This is a genomic window from Polyangium sorediatum, assembly GCF_029946465.1.
In the GTDB taxonomy this organism is placed as follows: Bacteria; Myxococcota_A; Polyangia; order Polyangiales; family Polyangiaceae; genus Polyangium; species Polyangium fumosum.
Genome location: NZ_JARZHI010000002.1, coordinates 153279 through 174966 on the forward strand (window position 1 = coordinate 153279; position 21688 = coordinate 174966).

Consider the following 21688-nt stretch of genomic DNA (forward strand, 5'->3'; position numbering starts at 1 on the left):
TGATAAGGTCCTCGTCATGTCAAACGTCGTTCACTTCGAGACGAACCACGGCTCCTTCGAGATCACCCTCGACCCCCAGGCGGCGCCGCAGACCGTCGCCAATTTCCTTCGTTATGTCGGCGAAGGCCACTACGCCGAGACCATCTTCCACCGCGTCATTCCGGGCTTCATGGCGCAGGGCGGGGGATACGACGCGACGTACGAAAAGAAGCCCACGCACGCGCCCGTCACGAACGAGGCCGACAACGGTCGGAAGAACACGCGCGGCACCGTCGCCATGGCGCGCACGAACGACCCGCACTCGGCGACGGCGCAGTTCTTCGTCAACGTCGCCGACAACGCGTTCCTCGACCACACGGCGAAGAACGGCTCCGGCTGGGGATATACCGTCTTCGGCGCGGTGACCGCAGGGATGGACGTCGTCGACCGCATCGTCTCGCAAAAGACGGGCGCGCAAGGCCCGTTCTCGAAAGACGCGCCGCTCGAGCCCGTCGTCATCCACTCCGCCCGCGCTCGCTGAGCCTCGTCCTCCCTGCGCGGCGTCTCTGGAGTACATCTGCCTACACGTCTCGCGCCGTCTCCATCGTAAACTGAATTGTTTCAACGTGTTACGAGATTGTCTGAACGTGTTCAGATTTTCTCTTGACCGGTGAAGTGTCTGTGCCTAATATCTGAACATGTTCAAACTTGGTCTCGCCGGTGACCTCCGGTGAGCCAGTGTGTAGGAGAAGGCACCATGGAAACCACGATGATGGATGCGGCGTCGTATCTGATCCCGGTGTATGCGGCGTATGCGGTGACGAGCGTCGGGCTGACGGTGGGGCTCGCGCGGACCTTGTTTCGCAGCGGCGCGGTGTTTCTCACGGACGTCTTCAAGGACAACCCCGGAATGGCGGAGGCCGTGAATCGGCTGCTCGTCGTCGGCTTTTACCTGCTCAATTTCGGGTATGCGTGCCTCATCATGAAGGCGGAGCGCGCGACGGACATCATCTCGGCCGTCGAGATCCTCGCCGCCAAGCTCGGTCTCCTGCTCCTGTCGCTCGGCGTGATCCATTTCGGCAACGTGTACCTGTTCCACCGCATGCGCCGCCGCGCGCAGATGGCCGTGCTGCCGCCCCCGGTCGTCCCTCAGCTCAAGATGATGCGCGCAGGCGCCGAGTGAATGCGCCTCCCACGAGAGAACGAGGAGGAGGTGTCCCCATGAAGCGGCTCACGGTCCTTTACGACGAAACCTGCGCGCTCTGCGTGCGTTGCCGCGATTGGCTCCTCACGCAGGAGGCGTATGTCGAGATCGAGCTCCTCGCCTGCGGCAGCGACGAGGCGCATTGGCGATATGCAGGAGTTCCGTGGCTCGGCGAGGAGCTCGTCGTGGTGAGCGACGAGGGCGACGTGTGGGCGGGAGCGGCCGCGTTCCTGCTCTGCTTGTGGGCGCTCGTGGAATGGCGGCCCTGGTCGTATCGCCTTTCCGGCCCGACGTTCGCCCCGCTCGCGGAGCGGTTCTTCCACGCGCTGTCCAGCAAGCGCCGCACGATCGCCGCGTGGATCGCGCCGGACGATTGCCCCGGCGGGAGCTGCCGGGTACGGTACGCGGGAGGGCATTACCGATGACCACCCGCAAGCGCCGTCCGAGCGGCGAGGCGAGCCGCGAGCACATCCTTTCGATCGCGCTCGGGCTCTTCCGCGAAAAAGGCTTCGACGGGACCACGATGCGCGACATCGCCTCCGCCGCCGGACTCTCGCTCGGCGCTGCGTATTACTGGTTTCCTTCGAAGGAGGCCCTCGTGCTCGCGTATTACGCGCGCCAGCAGGATGCGCATGCGGAGGCGGCGCGGGGCGCCCTCGAAACCATGCCCGATCTGCGATCGAGGCTCGGCGCCGTGATGCACGCGAAGATCGACATGCTGAAGGACGACCGCAAGCTTCTTCGCGCCATTCTGCGGAGCACGCTCGGCGCGGATGAGCCGACCTCGGTCTTCAGCGAGGAGACGTCCGATGTGCGCCGAAAGGCCATCGCCACGTTCCACGACGCGATTGGAAAGGACGAATCGATCCCCGAGGACGCGCGGCCGCTCTTCGCGCAGGCGCTCTGGACGCTGCACCTCGGCTTGCTCCTTTACTTCGTGAACGATACCTCCGAGGACCAGGGGAAGACCCGCGCGCTCGTGGACGGCTCGCTCGACCTCGTCTGCAAGCTCGCGCCGCTGCTCGCGTCCCCGATGCTCGGGCCGATGCGCGCCGAGATCGCGGCGCTGCTTCAGAATGCGGGGCTCTTCGCGGCAAAGAAATGACGGATTGACGCGCGCCGGGCGCCTTGCGACGGTCCCGGCATGGTGCAACGAAGATCGTTTCGACGAAGATGGGCCGCGGCGACGGTGATCGCTGCGCTATTCTTGGGGTTTGGTTTCATGCAGGCGCGTCGGGCGTCCGGGGAGACGCCGCCCGATGACGGCGCGCCTTCCGGCATGGTCGCGTTCGTCGCGGGGGGCGCGTGTCCGCCGGGATGGGTGACCGTGTACGACGTCGCAGGGCGCGTCGTCGTCGGCGCGATGGAGCCGGCGCACGTGGGTCTGGAGGTCGGCACGCCGTTCACCGATCGCGAAGAGCGGATGCACGAGCACGCCTATGCGGGCGAGGTCACGCTCGTCGCGAAAAACATCGCCGCGGCGAATGGCGGGAACCACAATGGCGCCGCCGCGGGGACGTATCCACTCGCAGGCACCACCATGAAGGTCGCCTCGGGGCTGCCCTTCTTGCAGATCGCGGGGTGCGTGAAGCCATGAAAACACGCGCCACGCTCACCTGTATGCTCTTCGTCGCCCTCGCGGGTTGCCTCGACGGGTATGACACCGGGACCGGGGCGCCCACGGCCACGAACCCGGACCCGCAATCGCTCCGCGGCGACGCGCTTCCCACCGGCGCCGTCTCCTTTTTCAAAAAGCTCGCCTGCCCCGAGGGATGGAAGCCCTACGAGCCCGCCGTGGGGCGCACGATCGTCGCCGCGAGTGAAACCTTGCCGAGCGGCGAGGTCGTCGGCGAGCCACTTTCGAGCCAGGAAGAACGCGTGCATTCGCATGCGCTCGGGGCGAGCGTCGAAATTCCTGCGGTCTCGTATGTGGGCGCGCCCGGCGGCGGGAATGCAGGCGTGGGGCAGGCCGGGGCCGTCTCGTTCGCCACGACGTCGGAGTCGGCATCCGCCGATACTCCCTACGTCCAGCTCCTCGCTTGCAAGAAACACGAGGAGTCCGTCCCGCGGCCGACGCCCTTGCCGTCGAGGTTGCTCATGTTTTTCGATTTGGAAAAATGCCCCGAGGGCTGGAAGCCGGCCGAAGGCACAGCGGGTAGGCTCCTCGTGGGATTGCCAAAGGACGCGCCCGCGGACCAGACCTTCGGCGGCGACCCGTTCACGAGCCCGGAGTTCCGCTCGCACGGGCACGCGTTTTCGTCCGCGGTCGAAACCCCCTCGCACGGCATCGGGCTCGCCGGCGGGTGCTGCGGGGGCGGATATGCCATGCAAGGCACGTACGAGTTTGCGTCGATGACGGAGCCGTCCGAAGTGGACATTCCGATGCTCGTGCTTCTCCAGTGCGAGAAAGAGTGACGACACGCAAATCAGGGAAACACCCGATAGCCAGGAGCGCGCGTCTCGTGCGATGAGTCGATCCCGGGGGAGGGATTCGTGCGCGCAAACTCGGGCTTGACCGTTGGTTCCTCGAAGCCTGTGGAGCGATCGACGCCGCGAGGCGCGTCGCTCGCCTTCTGGGGTCTCGGCGTCGATGTGGTCATCGGCGCCGTGGTGATCGCCGGCATCGCGTTCACCACCCTGAAATTGCAGCTCCTCCGGCACGGCTGACGCCGCGGGGTCAGCGAAGCACGACGTCGAGCGCGTGTGCTTCGAGCAGGCTCGGGACCTCCCATCGCTCGCTCATGCGGCGAATGACGGCCTCGGGCACGCGCGCGGCGCGGGCGCGGTTGCCCGCGAGGAGCGCGCCCCGCGGCGCCTCGACGTAGACGATCCGCACACGCGCGCCGTAATCGGCCGCGAGCGAGAGCAAGGGGCCACGCCGCTGCCGGTTGAGGTTCGTCGCATTGTAAACGAACCGCTCGCTGCGTCGCAGGTGGTCGCGCACGCGCTCCTTGCCCGCTTGCACGACGGCGCCCTGGTTCTCGTCGGGATCGATCTCGAGCTCGCTGCGCAGATCGTCGAGCGACACCACCGGCAAATCCGGGAATCGCTCGCGGGCGCAGGTGTCTTTCCCCGCGCCCGGCAGGCCGCACATCATGATCATCTCGCTCCGCGTGTCGTCGTGGACCGGCACGTCGGGCGAGCGCCCCTCGGAGCGGAAGTAGACGACGCGCGTGTGATCGGACGGGAAGGCGCGCGGTTTGTCGAAACAACCCTCCTCGGCGCAGAACGCGCGGAAGAGCTCGATGTTGTCGACGATCCGCTGCATGTCCTGGCAGACGCGGCCCCGGATGTCCGCCTCGGCGACGAGCGCGAGCAGATCGGCGCGGCATACGAGCGAGATCTCCGCGGCGAGCCTCTGCGCGTCGTCCCGCTCGATCAGGTAAAAGGGGATCTGGTGGTGGCGGATGAGCCCGCAGACCATTTCGCGCAGCGAAAACGGCGCGCCGAGCTCCCATAACAGCCGCCGCGCCAGCATCTCGCCGGCGCGGGAATGCCCCTTCGCCGTGATGCGCCCGTCCGGCTCTTCTTTCGTGGTGAACGGCTTCGCCACGTCGTGCAGCAGGCATGCGAGCCAGACGGCCGCCTGATCGTCCGCAGAGAGCGCGCGCCATGCGGGCATCGCCACGAGCGTCTCCAGCACCATGCGCGTGTGAATCCAGACGTTGCCCTCGGCGTGGTGAATGGGGTCCTGCGGGCAGGGCTCGAGCGCGCGGACCCATTCGAAGGTCTGCAGCTCGTCCCAGGGCACGCGGAAAGCGGGCGGCCGGGGCGGCTCGGTGAGGAGGGAGAGCGTCATGGCGGGACTCGTGAAAAAAGGAGGGGCGCCACCATAGCACGGGCGAGGGCGGCTGTGCTAGCCTGCGCTGCGCCGTGTCTGCAAAGTACCCGAGGACATTCCACTTCCCGTGGTCGCCAGGCGGGACGTCGGACGACAAGCGCATGTCGGACGTGTCTGCGCTCGTTGGCGCCGAGCTCGTCGCCACCGAGAAATGCGACGGCTCGAACCTGACGTACACGCGGAAGAACGTCTTTTCGCGCTCGCACGCCGGCCCGCCCGCGCACCCGAGCTTCGACCTCGCGAAGGCCACGCACGCCCGCATCGGGCACCTCCTCTCCGAGGGGATCTCGGTCTTCTGCGAATACTGTTACGCCGTGCATTCGATTACGTATGACAAGCTCCCCGAGTATTCGCTGGTCTTCGGGGTGCGCGACGACACGTCCGGCATCTGGTGGGACTGGGACATGGTGACGGCCCAGGCCGGCGACCTCGGCTTGCCGACGGCGCCCGTGCTTTTTCGCGGCGTGGTTTCGTCGGTGGACGAGCTTCGCGCGCTCACGGACCGGCTTTCGCGGGAGCCCTCGACGTTCGGCGGCCCGCGCGAGGGCGTCGTCGTGCGTGTCGCAGCGCAGTTCGCCGACAGCGCATTTGGTCGATGCGTTGCGAAGTGGGTGCGCAAGGGCCACGTCCAGACGGACGAGCACTGGCTGCACCAGGCGATCGTCCCGCAGCGGCTCGCTCGGTCCGAGTAAGGCGTTTACCGCTTCCCGGCGAGCTTCGTGAGCTCGGCGCAGAGCGCTTCCCGCGCGGGTCCGAGCTTCTCCTCGTACCACGCGAAATCGTCGTCGGGACCTTTGCGCACCTCTGCGAGGAAGTGGTTCGCGGCGGCGTAATCGGTGATCTTGCCAGTTTTCGCGATCTGCAAGGCGAAGACCGGCACGCGCAGCGCGTGAAACGCCTTCTTCCGGGACGGATCGGGCTCGTCGACGAAGCGCTTCTTCGCTTTTTGCCAGTCCGCCGTGGACCGACCGATCGCCGAGGCCGCGAGTTTTTTCCGGTCGAGCGTGTACCGGAACGGCGGGCGGGGGGCGGCGATCACGTGCGCCGGCGGCGCGAATTGGCATTCGAGAGCGAAGACGCTCTGGTCGGCGAGCGCGTCCTCGAACGTCGCGACGCCGTGAATGACGATGTTGAGGCGCGGGGCGAACGCGAGGTCCTGCCTTTGCCCGGGCTTGCCGAGCACCACGAGGAAGTCCTCGTCGGACCCCGATCCAGCCGTGCCGTACACGCGCGAGCCGACGCGGTACGCCGCGCGGATCTCCGCGTGCGGGACCCGAAGGACGGCGATCAGGCGGCCGAGGACGTCGTCGGACACGATCGCATCTTACAGCGGGAGGGTCGCGCTGGAAAGTTCCCACGTGCCGGCATTGCGAAGGGGGGGGCGGCGCGAAGAAACGGGTAGCATTCTCGGCGGTTTCGTGATCCAATGAGGGCCGTGGTATCCTTCTCCGCCTTCCGCCAGGCCCGGCGCCTCCTCGCGCTCGGAATCGGATCGGTATCGCTCCTGTCGGGATGCTCGCCGGAGGCCCCTCCTGCAAATCCCGACACGGGGCCGAAGATGCCGGAGGGCGGCCTGCTCGACTACCCCGTGGATGCAATCGGCCCGTTCCGGGTCGGTTATCGCTCCTTTCTGCACACGTACCAGCCGAAGGGCGTCGAGGGGCCGCGCGAGATCCGCATCAATCTCTGGTATCCCACCCTCGATGAAGAAGGTACGCCGCCGAAGTATCTGAACGCATTTCCCGACGACGATGTTTTCGAGGGCGCGACCGTCGCGCCGCCGATGGAAGCGGCGGGGTACCCCGTGCACCTGCATTCGCACGGGTATTCGGGGTTCGGTGGGACGAGCTCCGACATGATGCACTGGTTCGCTTCACACGGCTGGGTCGCGATCGCGCCCGACCACAAGGGCAACACGCTGCCGGAGCACGAGGATACCGTGCCGCTCACCATCAGCTTTCTGCGCTCGATGGACCTCTCCGCGTCGCTCGACGCCCTCGAGGCGCTGCCCGCGGAGGATCCGCTTGCGAGCAAATGCCGCACGGATGAGGTCTTGCTCTCCGGCCATAGCTTCGGTGGTCGCACGGCCTGGGCGAGCGGGGGCGCGGTGTACGACCCCGCCGAGATTCAGGCCATGTGCGACGAGGGCACGAGATTCTCCGAGCCTTGCACGCCCGAGCAGATCGCTGTCTTCGGTGAGGGGCTCGGAGATTCGCGCGTCAAGGCGGGCATTCCCATGGCGAGCGGCGTCGGGGACGAGCCGGGCTGGTTCGGATTCGACGGATACGACGCCGTGAAGAAGCCCTACATGCAGATGAGCGGGACGCTCGATCCGGTCGGCGCTGAGAACGTGTGGGCGCGCGTGACCTCGATTGATTTCACGTGGCTCGATTTCGAGGGCGGCTGCCATCAGCTCTTCGCGCTCGGTGGCTGCAAGGAGTTCGACTCGTACGAGGGCTGGAAGCTCGTGAACACGTACGCCTTTACGTTCGCGCGCCGGTACATCCTCGGCGATACGAGCGACAAGGTCCAGAAGATCCTCGACGGCACCGAGGTCCTCTCGCCGAAGGTCAAGTTTCAGCACAAATGAGGTGGGCGATGGCATTCCGGGACAAACCTCTCACGAAGACCTTTTTCTCCCGGGCGCTCCTCCCCGCGGCGCTCGTGGCCTCGCTGGGCGCGTGCAGCGAGGAGGCGCCCCCGCCGAGCGGCGGGCTCGGGCCGCGGCCGCCGATGCCGGAGATCGCCGCGCAGACCGGAGCGCAGCGCCTCACGGTTGCTCAGTATGGCAATGCCATCCGCGACCTCTTCGGCGAGGACATCAACGTGCCGACGTCGATCGAGCCCGACGCCCCGCTCGATGGCTTCGTCACGCTCGGCTCCTCGGTCAGCACCATCTCCTCGCGCGGCGTCGAGAAATACGAGAAGGCTGCGTTTGCGATTGCGGAGCAGGTCGTGGCGGACCCCGCGCGGAAGGCCTCCGTCCTCCCGTGTACGCCCACGGGGGCGAACGACCTCGATTGCGCGAAAAAGTTCGCCACCTCGCTCGGGCGCCGCGTCTACCGCCGGCCGCTCGCCGCCGCGGAGGTCGATCGGCTGGGCGGAGTGCTCGTGCAGGCGGCGACCACGCTCGGCAGCTTCGACAAGGGGATCGAGTTTGCAGTTGCGGCGATGCTCCAGTCGCCGAATTTCCTCTATCGTCCCCAGGTTGGCGAGCCGGACCCGAAGAACCCGGGGAAGCGCAGGTACACGAGCCTCGAAATGGCCTCGAAGCTCTCGTTTTTCCTGTGGAACAGCATTCCGGACGAGGATCTGCTCGCGGCGGCCGAGGCAGGAAAGCTCGTCGAGGACGAGGGCCTCGCGGACCAGGTCCTGCGCATGCTCGAATCGCCGCGGGCGCGGGAAGGGCTGCGGGCGTTCGTCACGGATTGGCTGCACCTCGGCGATCTTGACGCGCTCTCGAAGGATCCCACCCTTTTCACCTATTACAGCCCTGAGGTCGGCCCTGCCGCGCGCGAGGAGACGTTGCGCGTTTTTGAGCATCTCGTCTTCGAACTCGACGCCGATTACCGCGACGTCTTCCTCACGCGGACGACCTTCGTCAACCCGAAGCTCGCCTCCATGTATGCCGTGCCCGCGCCGACGGACGAGGGGTTCGGCAAGGTGGTGTTCTCCGAGGATTCGCCGCGCATTGGCCTCCTCGGGCACATCAGCATCCTCGCCTTGCATTCGCATCCGCGGTCCACGTCGGCCACGCTCCGCGGCAAGTTCGTCCGCGAGGATCTGCTCTGTGACGGCATTCCGCCGCCGCCCGTCAACGTGAACACGGGTTTGCCGGATGCGTCGACGGAGGCGCGGACGCTGCGTGAGCGCATCGCGCAGCACAACACGGATCCCACGTGCCGGGCTTGCCACATGCTCATGGATCCCATTGGCCTCGGCCTCGAGAACTTCGACGGGATCGGCCGGTTCCGCATGAAGGAGACCGACGCGGTCATCGATCCATCGGGCAACCTCGACGGCGCGCCGTTCGCGAACGCGCGCGAACTCGCCCTGCGCATTCACGACAACGACAAGGTCGCGCCTTGTTTCGTGCGCAAGCTCTACTCGTATGCGACGGCGTTCGAGCCCACGAAGGAAGAGAGCGCTGCGATCAACTCCCTCACGTACGATTTCCGCGCGGCGGGTCATCGCGTGAAGTCGCTTCTCTCGTTCATCGCGACGAGCCCGGGTTTCCGGCTCGCGCACGAGCCTTGACCACCGGTGACGAAGGGGATCATGCCATGAAGCGAACCAAGCTGAGCCGAAGGACGATGCTCCGGGGCATGCTCGGGGGCGCGGCGGTCGCCATCGGGCTGCCGGCGCTCGAGATGTTTCTCAACACGAACGGGACGGCCTATGCCCAAGGCGACGCCCTGCCGAAGCGATTCGGGATCTTTTTCTGGGGCAATGGCACCCTGCCTGATTTTTGGGTGCCCAAAGGAACGGGGCCGACCTGGGAGCCGTCTGCCACGCTCGCGCCTCTCGCCGACGTGAAGGACAAGGTCTCGGTCATCACCGGCATGAAGGTGTACACCGGGAACACCGTGCCGCATTTCTCGGGATCGGCGGGCATCCTCTCGGGCGCGACGCCGCTCAGCAATGGCACCGAGCTCGCCACGTTCACGCAGCCGAGCATCGATCAGGTGATCGCCGAGGCCGTCGGGCAGGACACGCGCTTCCGCTCGCTCGAATTCGCGGTCCAGCCTGGAGGGCGGAGCCTCTCGTACACGGCGCCGCATAGCGTGAACCCGCCGGAGAACTCGCCCGCGGCGCTCTTCCAGCGTGTCTTCGTGGACGGGTTCGTCATGCCGGGCAGCACGCCGATGCCGGATCCGCGGTTGCCGCTGCGGCAGAGCATCCTCGACGGGATCACGGAGGAAGCCGCAGCGCTCCAGCAGGTCCTTGGACAAACGGACAAGGAGCGCCTGGAGAAACACCTCGACGGCATCCGCGCGCTGGAGAAACAGATCGAAAAACTCCAGCAGAACCCGCCGAGCCTCGCGGCGTGTATGGTGCCGCAAAAGCCGCTCGACGAATATCCCGACGTGGACGGCAGGCCGCCGATGTCCGAGATTTCGCGCGTGATGGTGGACATCCTCGTCATGGCGCTCGCCTGCGACCAGACGCGCGTGTTCAGCCAGTGGTTCTCGAGCCCTGTCGGCAATCCGCTGTATCCAGGGGCGACGGCCGGGCATCACCAGCTCACCCACGACGAGCCCGGCGAACAGCCGCAGGTGCAGAGCATCTTGCTCTACATCATGTCCGAGTTCGCCTATCTCGTGAAGGCGCTCGGCGCCGTCCCCGAGGGCGACAGCACGCTGCTCGAGCATTGCGCGATCCTCGGGACGAGCGATTGCTCGTACGGCAAATCGCACCTGCTCGAAGAGTACCCGATCCTCATCGCGGGGAGCTGCAACGGAGCGCTCAAGACAGGGCTGCATTATCGGTCCCCATCGGCCGAGAACGCGAGCAAGGTGCTCCTCTCGCTCGCGCGGGGGATGGGGATGACGCTCGACAGCTTCGGCCAAGGCGATGCGCGTGTGACCTCCAGCTTGACGGCGATCGAGGTATGAAGACGAAAGGCTTTTCTCGGCTCCTGCCTGCGCTTTGTCTCGGCCTCTTTCTCGTCGGATGCGGCGAGGAAGATGGGCCCACTGCCACGTCTTGCGAGACTGGTGAGACGTACGCGGCCATTACCACGAAGCTCGCCTTTGCGCGTCTGGTGTCGCCGACCGTGGCACCCGGCTTCGATCTCGACGGGCGGACGAGCGACGGGACCGACTCCCTCTCCTGCGGAAAGGCGGATTTCGTCGATTCCGAGGGGCATGGCGGCGTGGACAACCAGCTCGCGCCGCTCGTCCCGGAGGTGGAGAAGTTCGTCGGCGACGCGATCGACGGGCTCCTGCAAGGGTCGATCAACGACGGGCAGCTCGTCATCCTCATGGAGATGGAGAACGTCGACGATTTCAAGAACGACGCCTGCGTGAACCTCGCCGTGCAGGTCGGCGTGAAGAAGCGGCCGACCCTCGGCACGGACGGTATCATCGAATCCTACCAGACGTTCGAGCCCGACATGACCGCGACCCGCAGCTACGTCAGGAATGCACGGATCGAGAACGGCGTGCTCGAAACCGGCCCGTTTGCCCTCGCGATCCCGCTCGCCATTTTCGACGTCGCCTTCACGTTGAGCGTGCAGGACGCGCGGTTCCGTTTGTCGATCGACGAGGAGCTCAAGTTCAAGGGCCATCTCGGCGGCGGCGTCTTGCCGCAGGAGATCCTCGACGGCGTGGCGGACGGCGATGGGCTCGAGGATCTGCTCCCGCAGATCAAGGTGCTCCTCGAAGCGAACACGGACCTCGCATACAACGAGGACACCGGCAAATGCGAGCAGCTCTCGGCGACGCTCGATGTCGAGGGCGTGCCGGCGTTCATCCGCCGCTGAAGCGGGGGCGCACGTGACCTCCGCGCGCGTGCCGCCGCACGGCGCCGCGTGTTCGTCCACCATCGGTCTTTCACCTCGGCGCCGCTGCCGATATGCTGGCGCGATGCGAATCCCTTTGCGAACCCTTGGGAAGGTCGCCTTGCTCCTCGCGCTCTCGGCCCTCGCGGGCTGTGGGGATGACGAGGGCGGCACGACCACGACCAGCGGCGAGGTGCCGCGCAAGCCCATGTTCCTCGTCGCGAACAGCCGCGGCGACAACGTGCTTCGATTCGAGCAGGACACAGGCGCGCTCGTCGATGTTTTCATCCCGAAGGGCACGGGCGGCCTCTTTCATCCCGATTCCATGACGCTCGGCCCCGAGGGGGACCTCTACCTCGCGAGCGGCGATACGCCCGAGACCTCCGCGGTCCTGCGGTTCGATTCCTCGACGGGCGCGTTTTACGGCGAATTTGCGAAGGGCGGGGGCCTACACCGGCCTTATGGCATCGCCTTCGGGCCGGACGGGCGGCTTTACGTGGCGAGCTTCCTGACCGATCAGATCCTGCGATACGATGGGAAAACGGGTGATTTCATCGACGTCTTCAAAGAGGGCGATGGAATGCCCGGGGGTCTGAACGGGCCGAATGGGCTGCTCTTCGGGCCCGACGAAAAACTCTACGTCACGACCCAGGGCTCTGTCGCCGAGAACGGGGCGCCCATGTTCCCGGGGCTCCCGAGCCAGGTCTTGCAGATCGACGTCACGACGGGCGAAATGGTGGTCTTCGCCGACCAGCCCGCGCTCTCCGACGCCGGGCATGGTTACATCAGCCTGCTCGGGCTTGCCTACGGGCCGGATTGCAATGCGGGGTTCTGCGAGCTCTACGTCAGCGATTACGCGAACGACATTCGGCGCTACGATTTCACGATGGGGACCTTGCTCGGCACGATCGGCACGAACTACACGGGCGGTTCGCCGAGCGGCAATTACCTCGGCGGCCTGAGCTTCGGCGACGGCGGGCGTATCTTCACCGTGGGCTTCGACGTGGACGACACGAAGGGCAACCCGGGGACGGTGCTGCGCTTCGAAGCCGATGGAACGCCTGTGCCCGCGTCGGGGCAGTCGGGCGCGGTGCTCGTGAAGGCGGATGCGAGGCTCGCGCGGCCGATCGGGATCCTCGCGCTGCCCTGAAAAATGCTAAAAGGGGCGGCGATGTCCGAAGCCGCCCTCGCGCCCGCCTCCTCCGCGCTCGCCGACGCGCTGGCGATCGCCCGGTATCACATCGTGCTCGTGGCCATGACCGCGTGCGTCGTCTTCGGCTGGCTCATGACGGGCCGCTACCTGCCGCTCGTGGCGCTCGTCGTGGGCCTCGACTGGTTCCTCATCAACCTGATGAACCGGATCACCGACATCGACGAGGACCTCAAGAACGGGATCCGCGGAACCGAGCGTGTCGCGCGCAGGAAGCGCCTGCTCACGGTGGGCTCCGTGCTGCTCATGGGCGGGTCGTTCGTCGCGACGCACCTGGTTTGGCCGGGCCTCACGCCGTTCCGGCTCGCGGTCCAGGTCATCGGGCTCGCGTACAATTACAACATCGTCCCCACGCCGCGCGGCTTTTCCCGCCTGAAGGAGATCTACTTCTTCAAGAACTTCGGCTCGTCGGTCCTCTTCGTCCTCACGTGTTTCGTGTATCCCCTCGTCACGAGCCCCGGCGCGCGCGTGATGCCGTGGAGCGGGGTCGTTTGTCTTGCGTTGTTTTTCGTTCCCTTCGAGCTGACGTACGAGATCCTTTACGACATGCGGGATCTGGAAGGGGATCGGCAGGAAGGGATCCCGACGTATCCCGTGGTGCATGGACCTCATCGCGCGCGGCAGATCATCGACGGGCTGCTCGTCGGCGCGGCGGGCATTCTCGTCGCGGGAATCGTCTCCGGCGCGATCGGCGTTCGGGAGGGGCTGATGCTTGCGGCGCCCGCGACGCAGCTCGCCTTTTATCGGCCGCGGTACCGTCGGGGCCTCACCTCGCACGATTGTATCGTGCTCACGCACCTCGGGACGGCGCAGCTCGTGTTGTATCTGGTCGGCACGGCGATCTGGCAACACGCGGGCATGCCGGCGAACGTATTTCTTTGATGCGGCCGTCCGTTCACCGGGTCGATAGCTCGGTCGCCGCGAAATAGGGGACCGCCACGATGGCCGTGTGGTGCCAGAGCGGGAGTTCCGCGGGCGCGGTCGAGATGAGGAGCACGAAAAAGAGGCCGGCCGCGACCATGCGCGGGAGCGCGACGGAGAGCGGAATGCCGCCGCCGCGACGGCGCGCGAAGACGACGGACGCGAGCACGAACACGCCGATCACCGAGAGCCCCCAGAGCGAAGCCACGCCGAGCGCGTCCCGTTGCGCCCACCGGAAAAACCCCCACCACGTGATTTGAATGAGCGCGTGCGCGACGAGCGGAGCCGCGACGATCGTGGCGAGCGCACGCCGGAGCCGCCCGTCGCCGGACGAGAGCCGGCCCGACAAGGCGAGGTCCGCGCCAATCGCAAAATATCCCCAGCCGAGGATCCCGATGATCGGGACGCCGAGGTGCCCTGCGTCCACCCACGACCAGAGCCCCGCCCGCACCGCAATCACCTCGACGAGCGACGCGTCGAACGCGACGATCGCAAATACCACGAGCGGGCGGAGTCGCTCGATCCGCGGCCACACGCACGCCGCGACCTCGCGGGCCGAGAGGATCACGAGCGGCCAGATGAGCGGCACGAGGATCGGGACCCGATCGAGCCGGATATGCCAGCCCATCGCGTAATGGTAATAGTCGTACAACACGACGCACGTCTCCTCGCCGATCCAACCGGCGACGGCGAGCGCTGCATAATCGGTCAGGAGATCCGCAGGCGGCCGTCTCCGCGCCATGGCCGCGAGCGCAAGCAAGACGACGGCGACGCAGGCAACCTCGAACACGAGCAAAGGCACGCGCCGACGCTAGCACGCCGCCCGCAGGCCGCTGATAAACTTGCTGCGCGCCCTGCATCGTCGGTCGTCGTCCTCGGAATACGCTTGGATTCCTGCGTCCTCCTCCCTGGCTCCAGGGCGCTCGCTCCCGTTTCTCAGCAGCCTGCGCGGTGCGAGGGCTTTTGAGGTTACGACTTCAGCGTAAAGACGCGGATCCCCTGCTGCCGCCCGCGCACCGGCGCGACGCCGAGATCCTCGAACGTCACCTCGGGCACGCGCTGCACGGTCTCCTCGCTGACGAGCACGTCGACGCCCTTGTCCTTGGTCATCGCTTCGAGGCGCGAGGTCGTGTTCACCGCGTCGCCGATGACCGTGAACTCGAGCCGGCTGCCGCCGCCGAGGCAGCCCGCCACCACGGTCCCCGAGTGCACGCCGATGCCGATACGCAGGCCCGCCGAGCGGAGGCGGTTCTGCTCGTCGAGCGCAGCGCGAATGCGGCGCACGGCCTCGATGGCGCGGCGCGCGTGGTCGTGCCCGGGCTCGGTCGCGCCGAACACCGCGAGCATGCCGTCGCCCATGAACTTGTCGACGATGCCGCCGCACGCGTGCACTGCCTCGGAGAGCGCGCCCTGGAGCTGGTTCAGCATCTCGAAGACGTCGCCGGGCTCCATGCGCTCCGAGAGCGAGGTGAAGCCGCGCAGATCCGTGACGAGCAGCGTCGCCTCCACGGACCGCGGCGCGTCGAGGAGCGAGAGCGGATCCTTCAAGGCCGCGCGCGCGACGCCCGGCAAGAGGCGCTCGAGGAGCAATTGCCCACGCGTGGCCTCCATCGCGCGGCGCACCTGATCGGCGAGCCAGACGTTGAGCAATCCGATCGGCGACGATCGCCACGCCCGAGTAAAGCAGTTGCACGCGCGAGGCATGATCCCCGAGGAGGCGAACGAGCAGCACCACGGCGAGGGCCGTCGTCCACGCGGCCGCGCGGCGATCGAAGCGGATGCCGCCCGTCGCGGCGAAGAGGCCACAAGCGAGCGCGCTGACCGCCGCCATCGCGGTCGTGACGCCCATATGCGCGATACGCGCGCCGAGCAGGCTGTCGATGAGGAAGAAGTCGACGACGGGCACGATGAACCAGTACACGCGGCCGTACGGGAGCCGCATGATCGCGAAGAAGATCGCGGCCGAGAGGAGCACCCACAACGCTCCGCCGGTGATGTTCGTCGCGGGCCGCAGGCCCCGGAGCCAAAGCGTGACGTCGAGCACGAGCACGAGCCCGTACGCCGACAAGCGAACGACCGCGACGCGCATCTCGTTCCGGCGCGCCTCGCGGTTCAACGCCTCCTTCATCGCGGCGGCGAGCTCGCTCCGGTTCGAGGCGTGGGCCACGGTTCCCATGTCGATCCACCAACGCAAATCGGATCCCGTGCGTCAAGCGTTATTCGTCCGGATCCCTCGTTTGCTTCGTCCTTGACCGGCGCGGGGCCCGATGACAGACCCGCAGGGCAAACCATAACGATAGGAGAATCCCGTGCCTCGCCCCATCCTCAACCTCGACGAGCTCCAGTATTTTCCGATGGGCCATGGCGAACGGTTCGCGTGTCGCGTGAGCCTCGTCAGTCAGCAGATCGGCGCGCAGAAGCTCGGGTACAACGTCTCGATCATCCGGCCCGGCAAGCGCGCGTTCCCGTTTCACGCCCATTCGTGAACGAGGAGATGTTTTTCGTGCTCGAAGGCGAGGGCGAGATGCGTCTCGGCGACGAGCGACACCCGATCCGCCGCGGTGACATGATCGCGTGTCCGCCCTCCGGGCCGGAGTCGGCACACCAGTTCATCAATACGTCCGAGACTGACGAGCTCAAAGTCCTGTCCGTGAGCACGCGGACGACGCCCGAGTTCGTGGAGTATCCCGACGCGGGCAACTTCGGCATCGTCGCCGAGTTCGGTCCGGGCGCGGACGGAAAGCCGCGTATGTTCCGATACGTCGGGCGAGATGGAGAGAGCCGCGATGACTGGGAAGGAAACGAGTAGGCGAGCGGGTCAGGCCGAGGTCGGAGGCTCGTCCAGATCGGGGATCAGGAGGCCCATGCCGATATCGTCGACGAAGAGCCCGTCGTCGCGACGAAGCAGCCCGCGGCGGGATCCTTCCTGCTGGAAGCCGAGGGATCGATAAAGCGCGACGGCGCGAGGGTTGTCGGCGCGGACGTGGAGCTCGACGCGGTGGATGCGGCCTCCGTCCTCGTCGCGATGGTCGCGTACCCAGCCGAGGAGCGCTTCGAGGAGTGCACGGCCGAGGCCGATTCCTTGTGCGTCGGGATGCACGCCGATGCCGAGGACGGCGACGTGTCGGACCATGCGGAACGAGAGGCGGAGGAGCGAGGCCTCCGCCACGATTCCGCGCCCCTCTTCCTCGGCGACCATGCAAAAGGCTGATCCGTCCGTCGCCGCCATGCCCGCGCGTATTTGAAGCTCGCCGTAGGTGATCGGGTCGTCGGGCAGCTCGTCGGGGTATTTGACGATTCCGTGGCGGGCGTCGACGATCGCGCGTTCGAGGTCGAGCAGACCGGCGGAATCGGCGGGGTAGATGGCCATTCGGAGGAGGGCGCGGCGGCCCTTCCGGAGCGGGACGTGCGAGGGTGGGAACGGCGTGAAGGGCATGGGCGTGCTGACCGAGCAAGCGCCCGCGGCCCTCGAAAGTCAAGCGCCCGCGCACGCCGGCGCCGCGGTTTCACGCAAACGTCACGCAGCGCGGCGAATACCCCGGCCGTGGCGCCGTTCGGGCGCCAGGGCACAACGTTCGAGATTCCCTCGTGTTGGATGCTCGATTCCCGCCCCCGGTGAACCACCCGTCCCTGCGAGCCCTCCGCCTACCGGCGCGGAAAAAAGCACGATTCTCCCGTTCGCCTCCAGCCGGAGCAGGCCTTGATCCACGGTCGAACGTGGGAGGCCAAGGAGTTTGTCCCGGAGCAGCGCGAGTGATACGATTTCGCCCGGGGCGGGCAGGAGACGGGCGAGCACGTAGAGGATTCGAGCCTCTACTGCGGCATCCGGCCCCGCGTCTCGCGCTTCGCGCACGTGATCGGCGAGGCGCACGACGGCGTCGAGCTGCTCCGGAGGGAGACGCCACAATCCCGAAAGAATCTCCTCGAAGACGAACACACCGGAGGAGACGAGTGTAGGCGCGCTGCTCGTTCGCTCGCGCACGGGTGGGAGCGGCGGCGGCACGGGGGTGCGGCTGAATCGTGCGCGGATTCGACCGAGCAGATCCAGAAGGCGAGACCGCCATCCATTTTCGGGAACGCAGGAGGGATCGACAATCGTCGGCCGCATGTCCTCGGGCCAGGTCGGCCGTTCGTGGATTCCAATCGGGACGTTGTCGTCCGACGATTCTGGCAACGTGGGCATGGCTCCCTCCCGTTTTTTGTTTGATCACCGCTCGTAGGCGACCCGTCGAGACAACCTTCTCGGATTGGCCTTGTTTTCGTGCGCGCGAGCAGGGGTCCTCCGTTCGTCTTTGCCACGACGGGCCGCCTACGAGCGGTGATCATTGTCGAAATCGTGGATCGTCGTCCCCAGGCGGCCGCGCCACCATGCTCGCCCAGAATGAGAGGCAACGCGGCCGGCTGCGAACGACGATCCTTCGTGGGATACGGTCCCACGCACCGGTCAAGGGTTGGGTTTGTCCTCGGTCGGAACTGCGGGCTTCGTGGACTCTTTCGCAATCATCGAAGCGAGGTTCTTTTCAGCTATTCTCTTGAGTCTCGCGGTCTCGTCAACATGCGTGCTCTTGGGAAAGCGGCGCGCATGCTCCTCGAGTGTCTCAAGAGCCGTTCTCGGATCATTGTCTTTGATCAAGGCTCGCATCCGCGAAAGCAGCGGGACTTCGGGGTCCTCATTCTTGGCGCGAGCTGTGGGCGCTTGCTCTGGGGAGGGCGGTACATCCCTCGGTTTCGCAAAATCGCCCGACAATGTGTTCTTCACGAAGGCCTCAGCGATGACCGCGACCTGGGGCGCTGTCGCGCGGAGCGATGGCGCCCCGACCGTTTGCGCCGAAGCGATACCCCCACCGAGATGCCCGAAGAGCATGCCTGCGAGCGCGGACGGGAGCGCAACGGTAAACGCGATCGTGAGTTTGAAGGGGAGACCCGACTTCCCGAGTCCAGGTCCGAGCGATGAAGCCGACTCGCGCCTCGGCGCACCCGAGGCGATCTTCGAAGCATCGATCGCCTGCGACAAACGGTCCCAGCCGTCGAGCTCAGCCTTGGCGAGAACGTCGCATGACTTCCAGGTCTGCGGCAGAAACCCGGCCAGCGAGAACGACGCAAATAGACTCGCCCGCGAGTCCTTTTCTGGATCCATCCCGAGGAGCGTTTTGAGCCACCCCTCGAACGTCGTCTCGGCAGCGGCGAGGCGGAGCTGCACGGTCGAGCGTGCGATGCCGAGGCTCTTTGCGAGCGCATGCAGCGGCTCCTCATGGACGTGATACCGCAAGAGGAGCATCCGCTGGTCCTCGGGCATCCGTTCGAGCGCCTCGAGGACGACCGTCGTCGTCGGTTCAGCCATCGAGTGCTGATCGATCGCAGCTTCGACCACCTGCGGGGCGAGTCGTTCAAGCCGTCGCACAGCCTTGCGCCGGTAGTTCCGGACCATCTCGTAGCTGACGCGCGCGAGCCACCCCTGAGGATAGGCAGGGATCTCGTCGAAGTGGTTGTACGCGAAGACGAAGACCTCGTGCACGAGGTCGGCCACATCGGCCTCACGGACCCGGAGGCGAGACAACGTACGCCACACGATGCGGAAGTTCTCCTGGTAGAACGTCCGGAACTCCTCCCGTGTGGGTGTGGTGTCGACCGCGGCTAGCATGATGGGCTGCGCCTCCGCTGCTATATGTCGTCAGACCCCTCCGATGTACCGACGGTCGGAGAAAATTTTTGAGAAAGTGGCGGGGGAGGGGGTTTGGCGGTGGGGTGGGTCACGTCGAAGGCGTAAACGAGACCAACCTGAACCGCAGCGGAGGCGGAGGGGAAGGTCCAGATTTCGCGGCCGTTTGACTCCACAACCGGCGGTGCGGGAACGAGGAGGACGTCGAGACGGCTGAACAAGGCCCAGGACGTGCCGAATGTGTACGACAATCCACCGCGGACGCCGATGCCCCAGGTGAGGGTTTCTTTGCTGTCCTCGCCCTGCAGCAGCTTGAAATCGTGCTCGGTGCTTGCCAGTGTCGAGCTGATTGAGAGGAGGACGCATCTGTCCAGTTGCCACCGTGAAACGGCGCGCACATGCCAGCAGGGGGCAATCGTTCCGAAATTGTGCGAGCCATCAACCCGGAATCCGCTTTCGATACGTCGTGTGTTCAAATCGGAACGAAATTCTGCGCTTACGGAGAGCGGGCCCTGTCGTAGGCCCACGCCGACCGTCCGTGAAGGTGACAACGCGGGCGTGCTGCCGAACGCAGCGCCGCCAGCAGCGGCGAATAAGAGGCGAATGGGTGGCACCGACCTTGGCGCAGGTGTTCTTTGCGCGATTGGCACAGGGGAGGGTGCAGGTGGAGGGCTTGGCCGTGGAGATGGCAGCGGCGGAGCCGGGGGAGGTGGTGGAGAAGCGGCCGGTTGCTCAGGTTCCGGTGCCTCCAGTGGATCGATGAGCATCCCGGCGCTGAAGGCCGCGTGATGCAACAATCCAGCGCAGTCCCAGGCTGGTTTTTGGTGCTCGGGCGCGCTTTGTTCCGAGCCAGCGGCGGCTTTGGCCACGATGTAGACTCGGACCTTCTTTTCGGAGCGTCGGAAGATGACGGTGAGGAGATTCGGTGCGTCAGGTAGGAACGGATTTCGTCCGACTTCCTGAGAGACGGCAGCACGGAACGCGACCTCGGTCGGGCAACCCTCTGCACCGGCCTCGCGCACATAGTCGAGTCGATAGGTCTCCTGTGCGGCGGCAGGCGCTGCCAGGAGGCAGAACGACGCTGCCAGTACCGTCCCCCCGCGGAGAGCCATGGTGCCCGACCCTACCAGCTAGAGGTGGGATCGAGCAAGGTGGCTTTACGCGAGGCAGCAGAACGTGATGAGTTTCTGCATCTCGATCTCGCCTGTGGACTCACCACCATGAGAGGAACACGTGCCGGGCAACCTTTCGATGACTTCGGCTTTCTTACTTCCGAGCGAGATACCCGACATCAGATCGTAGCAGGGAGCAGACATGTCCGAAGAGACATACGGGGATAGTTGCTCGTTCGTGCAGGCGCTGTCCGTGTATACGTGGATCTGAACGGTGCACGAGCCTCCTGTGGGTGGAGAGCAAGTGCAAGCGCTGCACGCGCGTTTGTCGGTGCCCCCCTCGAAGAACAACGTGCGTTTCGCCCAATCTTGAGGACAATCAACGTCCCCTGTGGCGTACACGCAGACCTCGAAAGAAGATGGCGGATCCGGCGAGCAGGAGGCGTACTTGCACGGGGTTTTCCCGTCGCTCTCGCAAGCCAGTGCCGCGACCGAGATTGGCGCCGGCCACTCGTTGATGGTCCCGTCGTAGGGTATCGGGAGGTCCGTTGGCTCCTCCCCCTGGATCAGGACGGGACAATCTCCCTCCACAACCACGGGTGGGGCCACGGAAAGGGAGCGGACGCAGGGGACACCACCACAGAGCTTGCCCTCCGAAAGAGCGTTGGTGGTGGTGCACGATCCATCCCAGTTTGTCGGCGCATCGAAAGACGCGCTCGCTGGTGGTATGGGTGCTTGACAAACGGTGGTGTGCGTATTCCAGGACGTCGGTAACTCGCAGGTACCCGGAGGTTCGCCGCAGGCGCATGTTGGGCAGTCACGAGGTCCGAGCTGCGGGTCGGCCCAGGCCCAAATGGCCTCCTTCGTACCCAACGGGCAGAGGGGCAAACCGATGGCGGGCCCAGTGGCTACGAGGACGGGGCCTTCAAAGCCGGCAGGCGTATCAGGGGCACACACGCCAGGGCACCCGACCGTGCCTGCATCGGGGGGGCAAGTTTCCGGATCCGGGGGATAACCCAGCTCGATACACTCAGCAAACTCTTCAGGCGTGCCTATTCCGCAGACACACTTAAAGTGAAAGTCCAGATCTTCACTCCAGCCGACATCACCACACGCCAGGGCAATGAATGGCAAGCTTGCAGGCAGAGCGAGGTATTTCCACAGACGCATGACGAGCTCCCAAAATCAAATGCACACGTGCTCTACTAGAGATTCCGGCACACGCCTCCCCAAGCATCCACGATTCAACAGACAGATACT

23 protein-coding genes and 1 pseudogene are annotated in these 21688 nt (G+C 65.9%); 16 read left to right on the forward strand and 8 right to left on the reverse strand.

The genetic code is table 11. The annotated features are described in order from the left end of the window. The first annotated feature begins 16 nt into the window (after positions 1 to 16). The 7 genes from QHF89_RS02735 (at position 17) to QHF89_RS02765 (ending at position 3850) form a co-directional block, all read left to right on the forward strand. Positions 17 to 520 carry a peptidylprolyl isomerase gene (locus QHF89_RS02735; protein ID WP_136933881.1) on the forward strand — a complete coding sequence of 168 codons (504 nt, stop codon included), beginning with the start codon at positions 17 to 19 and terminating at the stop codon, positions 518 to 520. Between the two features lie 216 nt (positions 521 to 736). After that, positions 737 to 1162, forward strand: a complete 426-nt coding sequence (locus QHF89_RS02740) for a hypothetical protein (protein ID WP_284719958.1) — start codon at positions 737 to 739, stop codon at positions 1160 to 1162. Between the two features lie 38 nt (positions 1163 to 1200). Next, positions 1201 to 1608 (forward strand): thiol-disulfide oxidoreductase DCC family protein, encoded by a 408-nt coding sequence (locus QHF89_RS02745; RefSeq protein WP_136966181.1) that lies wholly within the window; start codon positions 1201 to 1203, stop codon positions 1606 to 1608. Next, on the forward strand, positions 1605 to 2288 hold the full coding sequence (locus tag QHF89_RS02750) for a TetR/AcrR family transcriptional regulator (protein WP_284719959.1): 684 nt from the start codon (positions 1605 to 1607) through the stop codon (positions 2286 to 2288). Before QHF89_RS02745 ends, QHF89_RS02750 begins: the two co-directional genes overlap by 4 nt. Positions 2289 to 2405: 117 nt before the next feature. Beyond that, entirely contained in the window at positions 2406 to 2780 is a 375-nt protein-coding gene (locus QHF89_RS02755; RefSeq protein ID WP_136966179.1) for a hypothetical protein, read from the forward strand. Then, positions 2777 to 3598: a hypothetical protein gene (locus QHF89_RS02760; RefSeq protein ID WP_136966178.1), complete on the forward strand. Its 822-nt coding sequence runs from the start codon at positions 2777 to 2779 to the stop codon at positions 3596 to 3598. The genes QHF89_RS02755 and QHF89_RS02760 overlap by 4 nt, the downstream gene beginning before the upstream one ends. Positions 3599 to 3718: 120 nt before the next feature. Then, entirely contained in the window at positions 3719 to 3850 is a 132-nt protein-coding gene (locus tag QHF89_RS02765; protein ID WP_269749914.1) for a hypothetical protein, read from the forward strand. Positions 3851 to 3860: 10 nt separating this feature from the next. Here the strand turns inward: QHF89_RS02765 and QHF89_RS02770 are convergent, their stop codons facing one another. Then, positions 3861 to 4982, reverse strand: a complete 1122-nt coding sequence (locus QHF89_RS02770) for an AAA family ATPase (RefSeq protein ID WP_136966177.1) — start codon at positions 4980 to 4982, stop codon at positions 3861 to 3863. 143 nt (positions 4983 to 5125) lie between these two features. On the opposite strand from QHF89_RS02770, the gene QHF89_RS02775 reads away from it, so the two are divergent. Further along, complete coding sequence (locus QHF89_RS02775; RefSeq protein ID WP_284719960.1) at positions 5126 to 5716, forward strand: RNA ligase family protein; 591 nt, start codon at positions 5126 to 5128, stop codon at positions 5714 to 5716. A gap of 5 nt (positions 5717 to 5721) precedes the next feature. Here QHF89_RS02775 and QHF89_RS02780 read toward each other — a convergent pair whose 3' ends face one another. Continuing rightward, a complete protein-coding gene (locus tag QHF89_RS02780) occupies positions 5722 to 6339 on the reverse strand; it encodes a hypothetical protein (RefSeq protein ID WP_284719961.1) in 618 nt (205 codons plus the stop codon). Positions 6340 to 6459: 120 nt separating this feature from the next. On the opposite strand from QHF89_RS02780, the gene QHF89_RS02785 reads away from it, so the two are divergent. From QHF89_RS02785 to QHF89_RS02810, 6 genes are all read left to right on the forward strand, one after another. Next, complete coding sequence (locus tag QHF89_RS02785) at positions 6460 to 7614, forward strand: alpha/beta hydrolase family protein (RefSeq protein ID WP_284719962.1); 1155 nt, start codon at positions 6460 to 6462, stop codon at positions 7612 to 7614. Between the two features lie 8 nt (positions 7615 to 7622). Then, complete coding sequence (locus QHF89_RS02790; RefSeq protein ID WP_284719963.1) at positions 7623 to 9281, forward strand: DUF1592 domain-containing protein; 1659 nt, start codon at positions 7623 to 7625, stop codon at positions 9279 to 9281. A gap of 26 nt (positions 9282 to 9307) precedes the next feature. Then, positions 9308 to 10639, forward strand: coding sequence for a DUF1552 domain-containing protein (locus tag QHF89_RS02795; protein WP_136966173.1), 1332 nt, complete (start codon positions 9308 to 9310; stop codon positions 10637 to 10639). Continuing rightward, positions 10636 to 11508 carry a hypothetical protein gene (locus QHF89_RS02800; RefSeq protein ID WP_136966172.1) on the forward strand — a complete coding sequence of 291 codons (873 nt, stop codon included), beginning with the start codon at positions 10636 to 10638 and terminating at the stop codon, positions 11506 to 11508. Before QHF89_RS02795 ends, QHF89_RS02800 begins: the two co-directional genes overlap by 4 nt. Before the next feature lie 103 nt (positions 11509 to 11611). Then, on the forward strand, positions 11612 to 12676 hold the full coding sequence (locus QHF89_RS02805; RefSeq protein WP_136966171.1) for a Vgb family protein: 1065 nt from the start codon (positions 11612 to 11614) through the stop codon (positions 12674 to 12676). Between the two features lie 21 nt (positions 12677 to 12697). After that, positions 12698 to 13618 carry a UbiA family prenyltransferase gene (locus QHF89_RS02810; RefSeq protein WP_284719964.1) on the forward strand — a complete coding sequence of 307 codons (921 nt, stop codon included), beginning with the start codon at positions 12698 to 12700 and terminating at the stop codon, positions 13616 to 13618. Between the two features lie 13 nt (positions 13619 to 13631). Here QHF89_RS02810 and QHF89_RS02815 read toward each other — a convergent pair whose 3' ends face one another. Then, entirely contained in the window at positions 13632 to 14459 is an 828-nt protein-coding gene (locus QHF89_RS02815; RefSeq protein WP_136966169.1) for a hypothetical protein, read from the reverse strand. Between the two features lie 167 nt (positions 14460 to 14626). Then, a complete protein-coding gene (locus tag QHF89_RS02820) occupies positions 14627 to 15361 on the reverse strand; it encodes an adenylate/guanylate cyclase domain-containing protein (protein WP_136966168.1) in 735 nt (244 codons plus the stop codon). A 176-nt stretch (positions 15362 to 15537) separates the two neighbouring features. Between QHF89_RS02820 and QHF89_RS02825 the strand changes: the two genes are divergently transcribed. Together QHF89_RS02825 and QHF89_RS02835 are read left to right on the forward strand one after the other, a co-directional pair. Further along, entirely contained in the window at positions 15538 to 15909 is a 372-nt protein-coding gene (locus QHF89_RS02825) for a hypothetical protein (protein ID WP_136966167.1), read from the forward strand. A 102-nt stretch (positions 15910 to 16011) separates the two neighbouring features. Continuing rightward, positions 16012 to 16466, forward strand: a pseudogene (locus QHF89_RS02835) (cupin domain-containing protein). 9 nt (positions 16467 to 16475) lie between these two features. On the opposite strand, the gene QHF89_RS02840 reads toward QHF89_RS02835, so the two are convergent. The 4 genes from QHF89_RS02840 to QHF89_RS02855 all read right to left on the reverse strand — a co-directional run bounded on the left by QHF89_RS02840 (position 16476) and on the right by QHF89_RS02855 (position 19792). Next, a complete protein-coding gene (locus QHF89_RS02840) occupies positions 16476 to 17093 on the reverse strand; it encodes a GNAT family N-acetyltransferase (protein WP_136966166.1) in 618 nt (205 codons plus the stop codon). Positions 17094 to 17174: 81 nt separating this feature from the next. Further along, positions 17175 to 17639 (reverse strand): hypothetical protein, encoded by a 465-nt coding sequence (locus QHF89_RS02845; RefSeq protein WP_136966165.1) that lies wholly within the window; start codon positions 17637 to 17639, stop codon positions 17175 to 17177. A 462-nt stretch (positions 17640 to 18101) separates the two neighbouring features. Beyond that, positions 18102 to 19298 (reverse strand): sigma-70 family RNA polymerase sigma factor, encoded by a 1197-nt coding sequence (locus QHF89_RS02850; RefSeq protein WP_136966164.1) that lies wholly within the window; start codon positions 19296 to 19298, stop codon positions 18102 to 18104. A gap of 20 nt (positions 19299 to 19318) precedes the next feature. Then, positions 19319 to 19792, reverse strand: coding sequence for a hypothetical protein (locus QHF89_RS02855; RefSeq protein ID WP_284719967.1), 474 nt, complete (start codon positions 19790 to 19792; stop codon positions 19319 to 19321). Positions 19793 to 21688 lie beyond the last annotated feature (1896 nt).

Excerpts from the sequence above, each read along its gene's own strand:
- QHF89_RS02735 (WP_136933881.1), top strand. The coding sequence starts at position 17 with ATGTCAAACGTCGTTCACTTCGAGACGAACCACGGCTCCTTCGAGATC.
- QHF89_RS02740 (WP_284719958.1), top strand. The coding sequence starts at position 737 with ATGGAAACCACGATGATGGATGCGGCGTCGTATCTGATCCCGGTGTAT.
- QHF89_RS02745 (WP_136966181.1), top strand. The coding sequence starts at position 1,201 with ATGAAGCGGCTCACGGTCCTTTACGACGAAACCTGCGCGCTCTGCGTG.
- QHF89_RS02750 (WP_284719959.1), top strand. The coding sequence starts at position 1,605 with ATGACCACCCGCAAGCGCCGTCCGAGCGGCGAGGCGAGCCGCGAGCAC.
- QHF89_RS02755 (WP_136966179.1), top strand. The coding sequence starts at position 2,406 with ATGCAGGCGCGTCGGGCGTCCGGGGAGACGCCGCCCGATGACGGCGCG.
- QHF89_RS02760 (WP_136966178.1), top strand. The coding sequence starts at position 2,777 with ATGAAAACACGCGCCACGCTCACCTGTATGCTCTTCGTCGCCCTCGCG.
- QHF89_RS02770 (WP_136966177.1), bottom strand. The coding sequence starts at position 4,982 with ATGACGCTCTCCCTCCTCACCGAGCCGCCCCGGCCGCCCGCTTTCCGC.
- QHF89_RS02775 (WP_284719960.1), top strand. The coding sequence starts at position 5,126 with ATGTCGGACGTGTCTGCGCTCGTTGGCGCCGAGCTCGTCGCCACCGAG.
- QHF89_RS02790 (WP_284719963.1), top strand. The coding sequence starts at position 7,623 with ATGGCATTCCGGGACAAACCTCTCACGAAGACCTTTTTCTCCCGGGCG.
- QHF89_RS02795 (WP_136966173.1), top strand. The coding sequence starts at position 9,308 with ATGAAGCGAACCAAGCTGAGCCGAAGGACGATGCTCCGGGGCATGCTC.
- QHF89_RS02800 (WP_136966172.1), top strand. The coding sequence starts at position 10,636 with ATGAAGACGAAAGGCTTTTCTCGGCTCCTGCCTGCGCTTTGTCTCGGC.
- QHF89_RS02805 (WP_136966171.1), top strand. The coding sequence starts at position 11,612 with ATGCGAATCCCTTTGCGAACCCTTGGGAAGGTCGCCTTGCTCCTCGCG.
- QHF89_RS02810 (WP_284719964.1), top strand. The coding sequence starts at position 12,698 with ATGTCCGAAGCCGCCCTCGCGCCCGCCTCCTCCGCGCTCGCCGACGCG.
- QHF89_RS02820 (WP_136966168.1), bottom strand. The coding sequence starts at position 15,361 with ATGCCTCGCGCGTGCAACTGCTTTACTCGGGCGTGGCGATCGTCGCCG.
- QHF89_RS02825 (WP_136966167.1), top strand. The coding sequence starts at position 15,538 with ATGAGGAAGAAGTCGACGACGGGCACGATGAACCAGTACACGCGGCCG.
- QHF89_RS02840 (WP_136966166.1), bottom strand. The coding sequence starts at position 17,093 with ATGCCCTTCACGCCGTTCCCACCCTCGCACGTCCCGCTCCGGAAGGGC.
- QHF89_RS02850 (WP_136966164.1), bottom strand. The coding sequence starts at position 19,298 with ATGCTAGCCGCGGTCGACACCACACCCACACGGGAGGAGTTCCGGACG.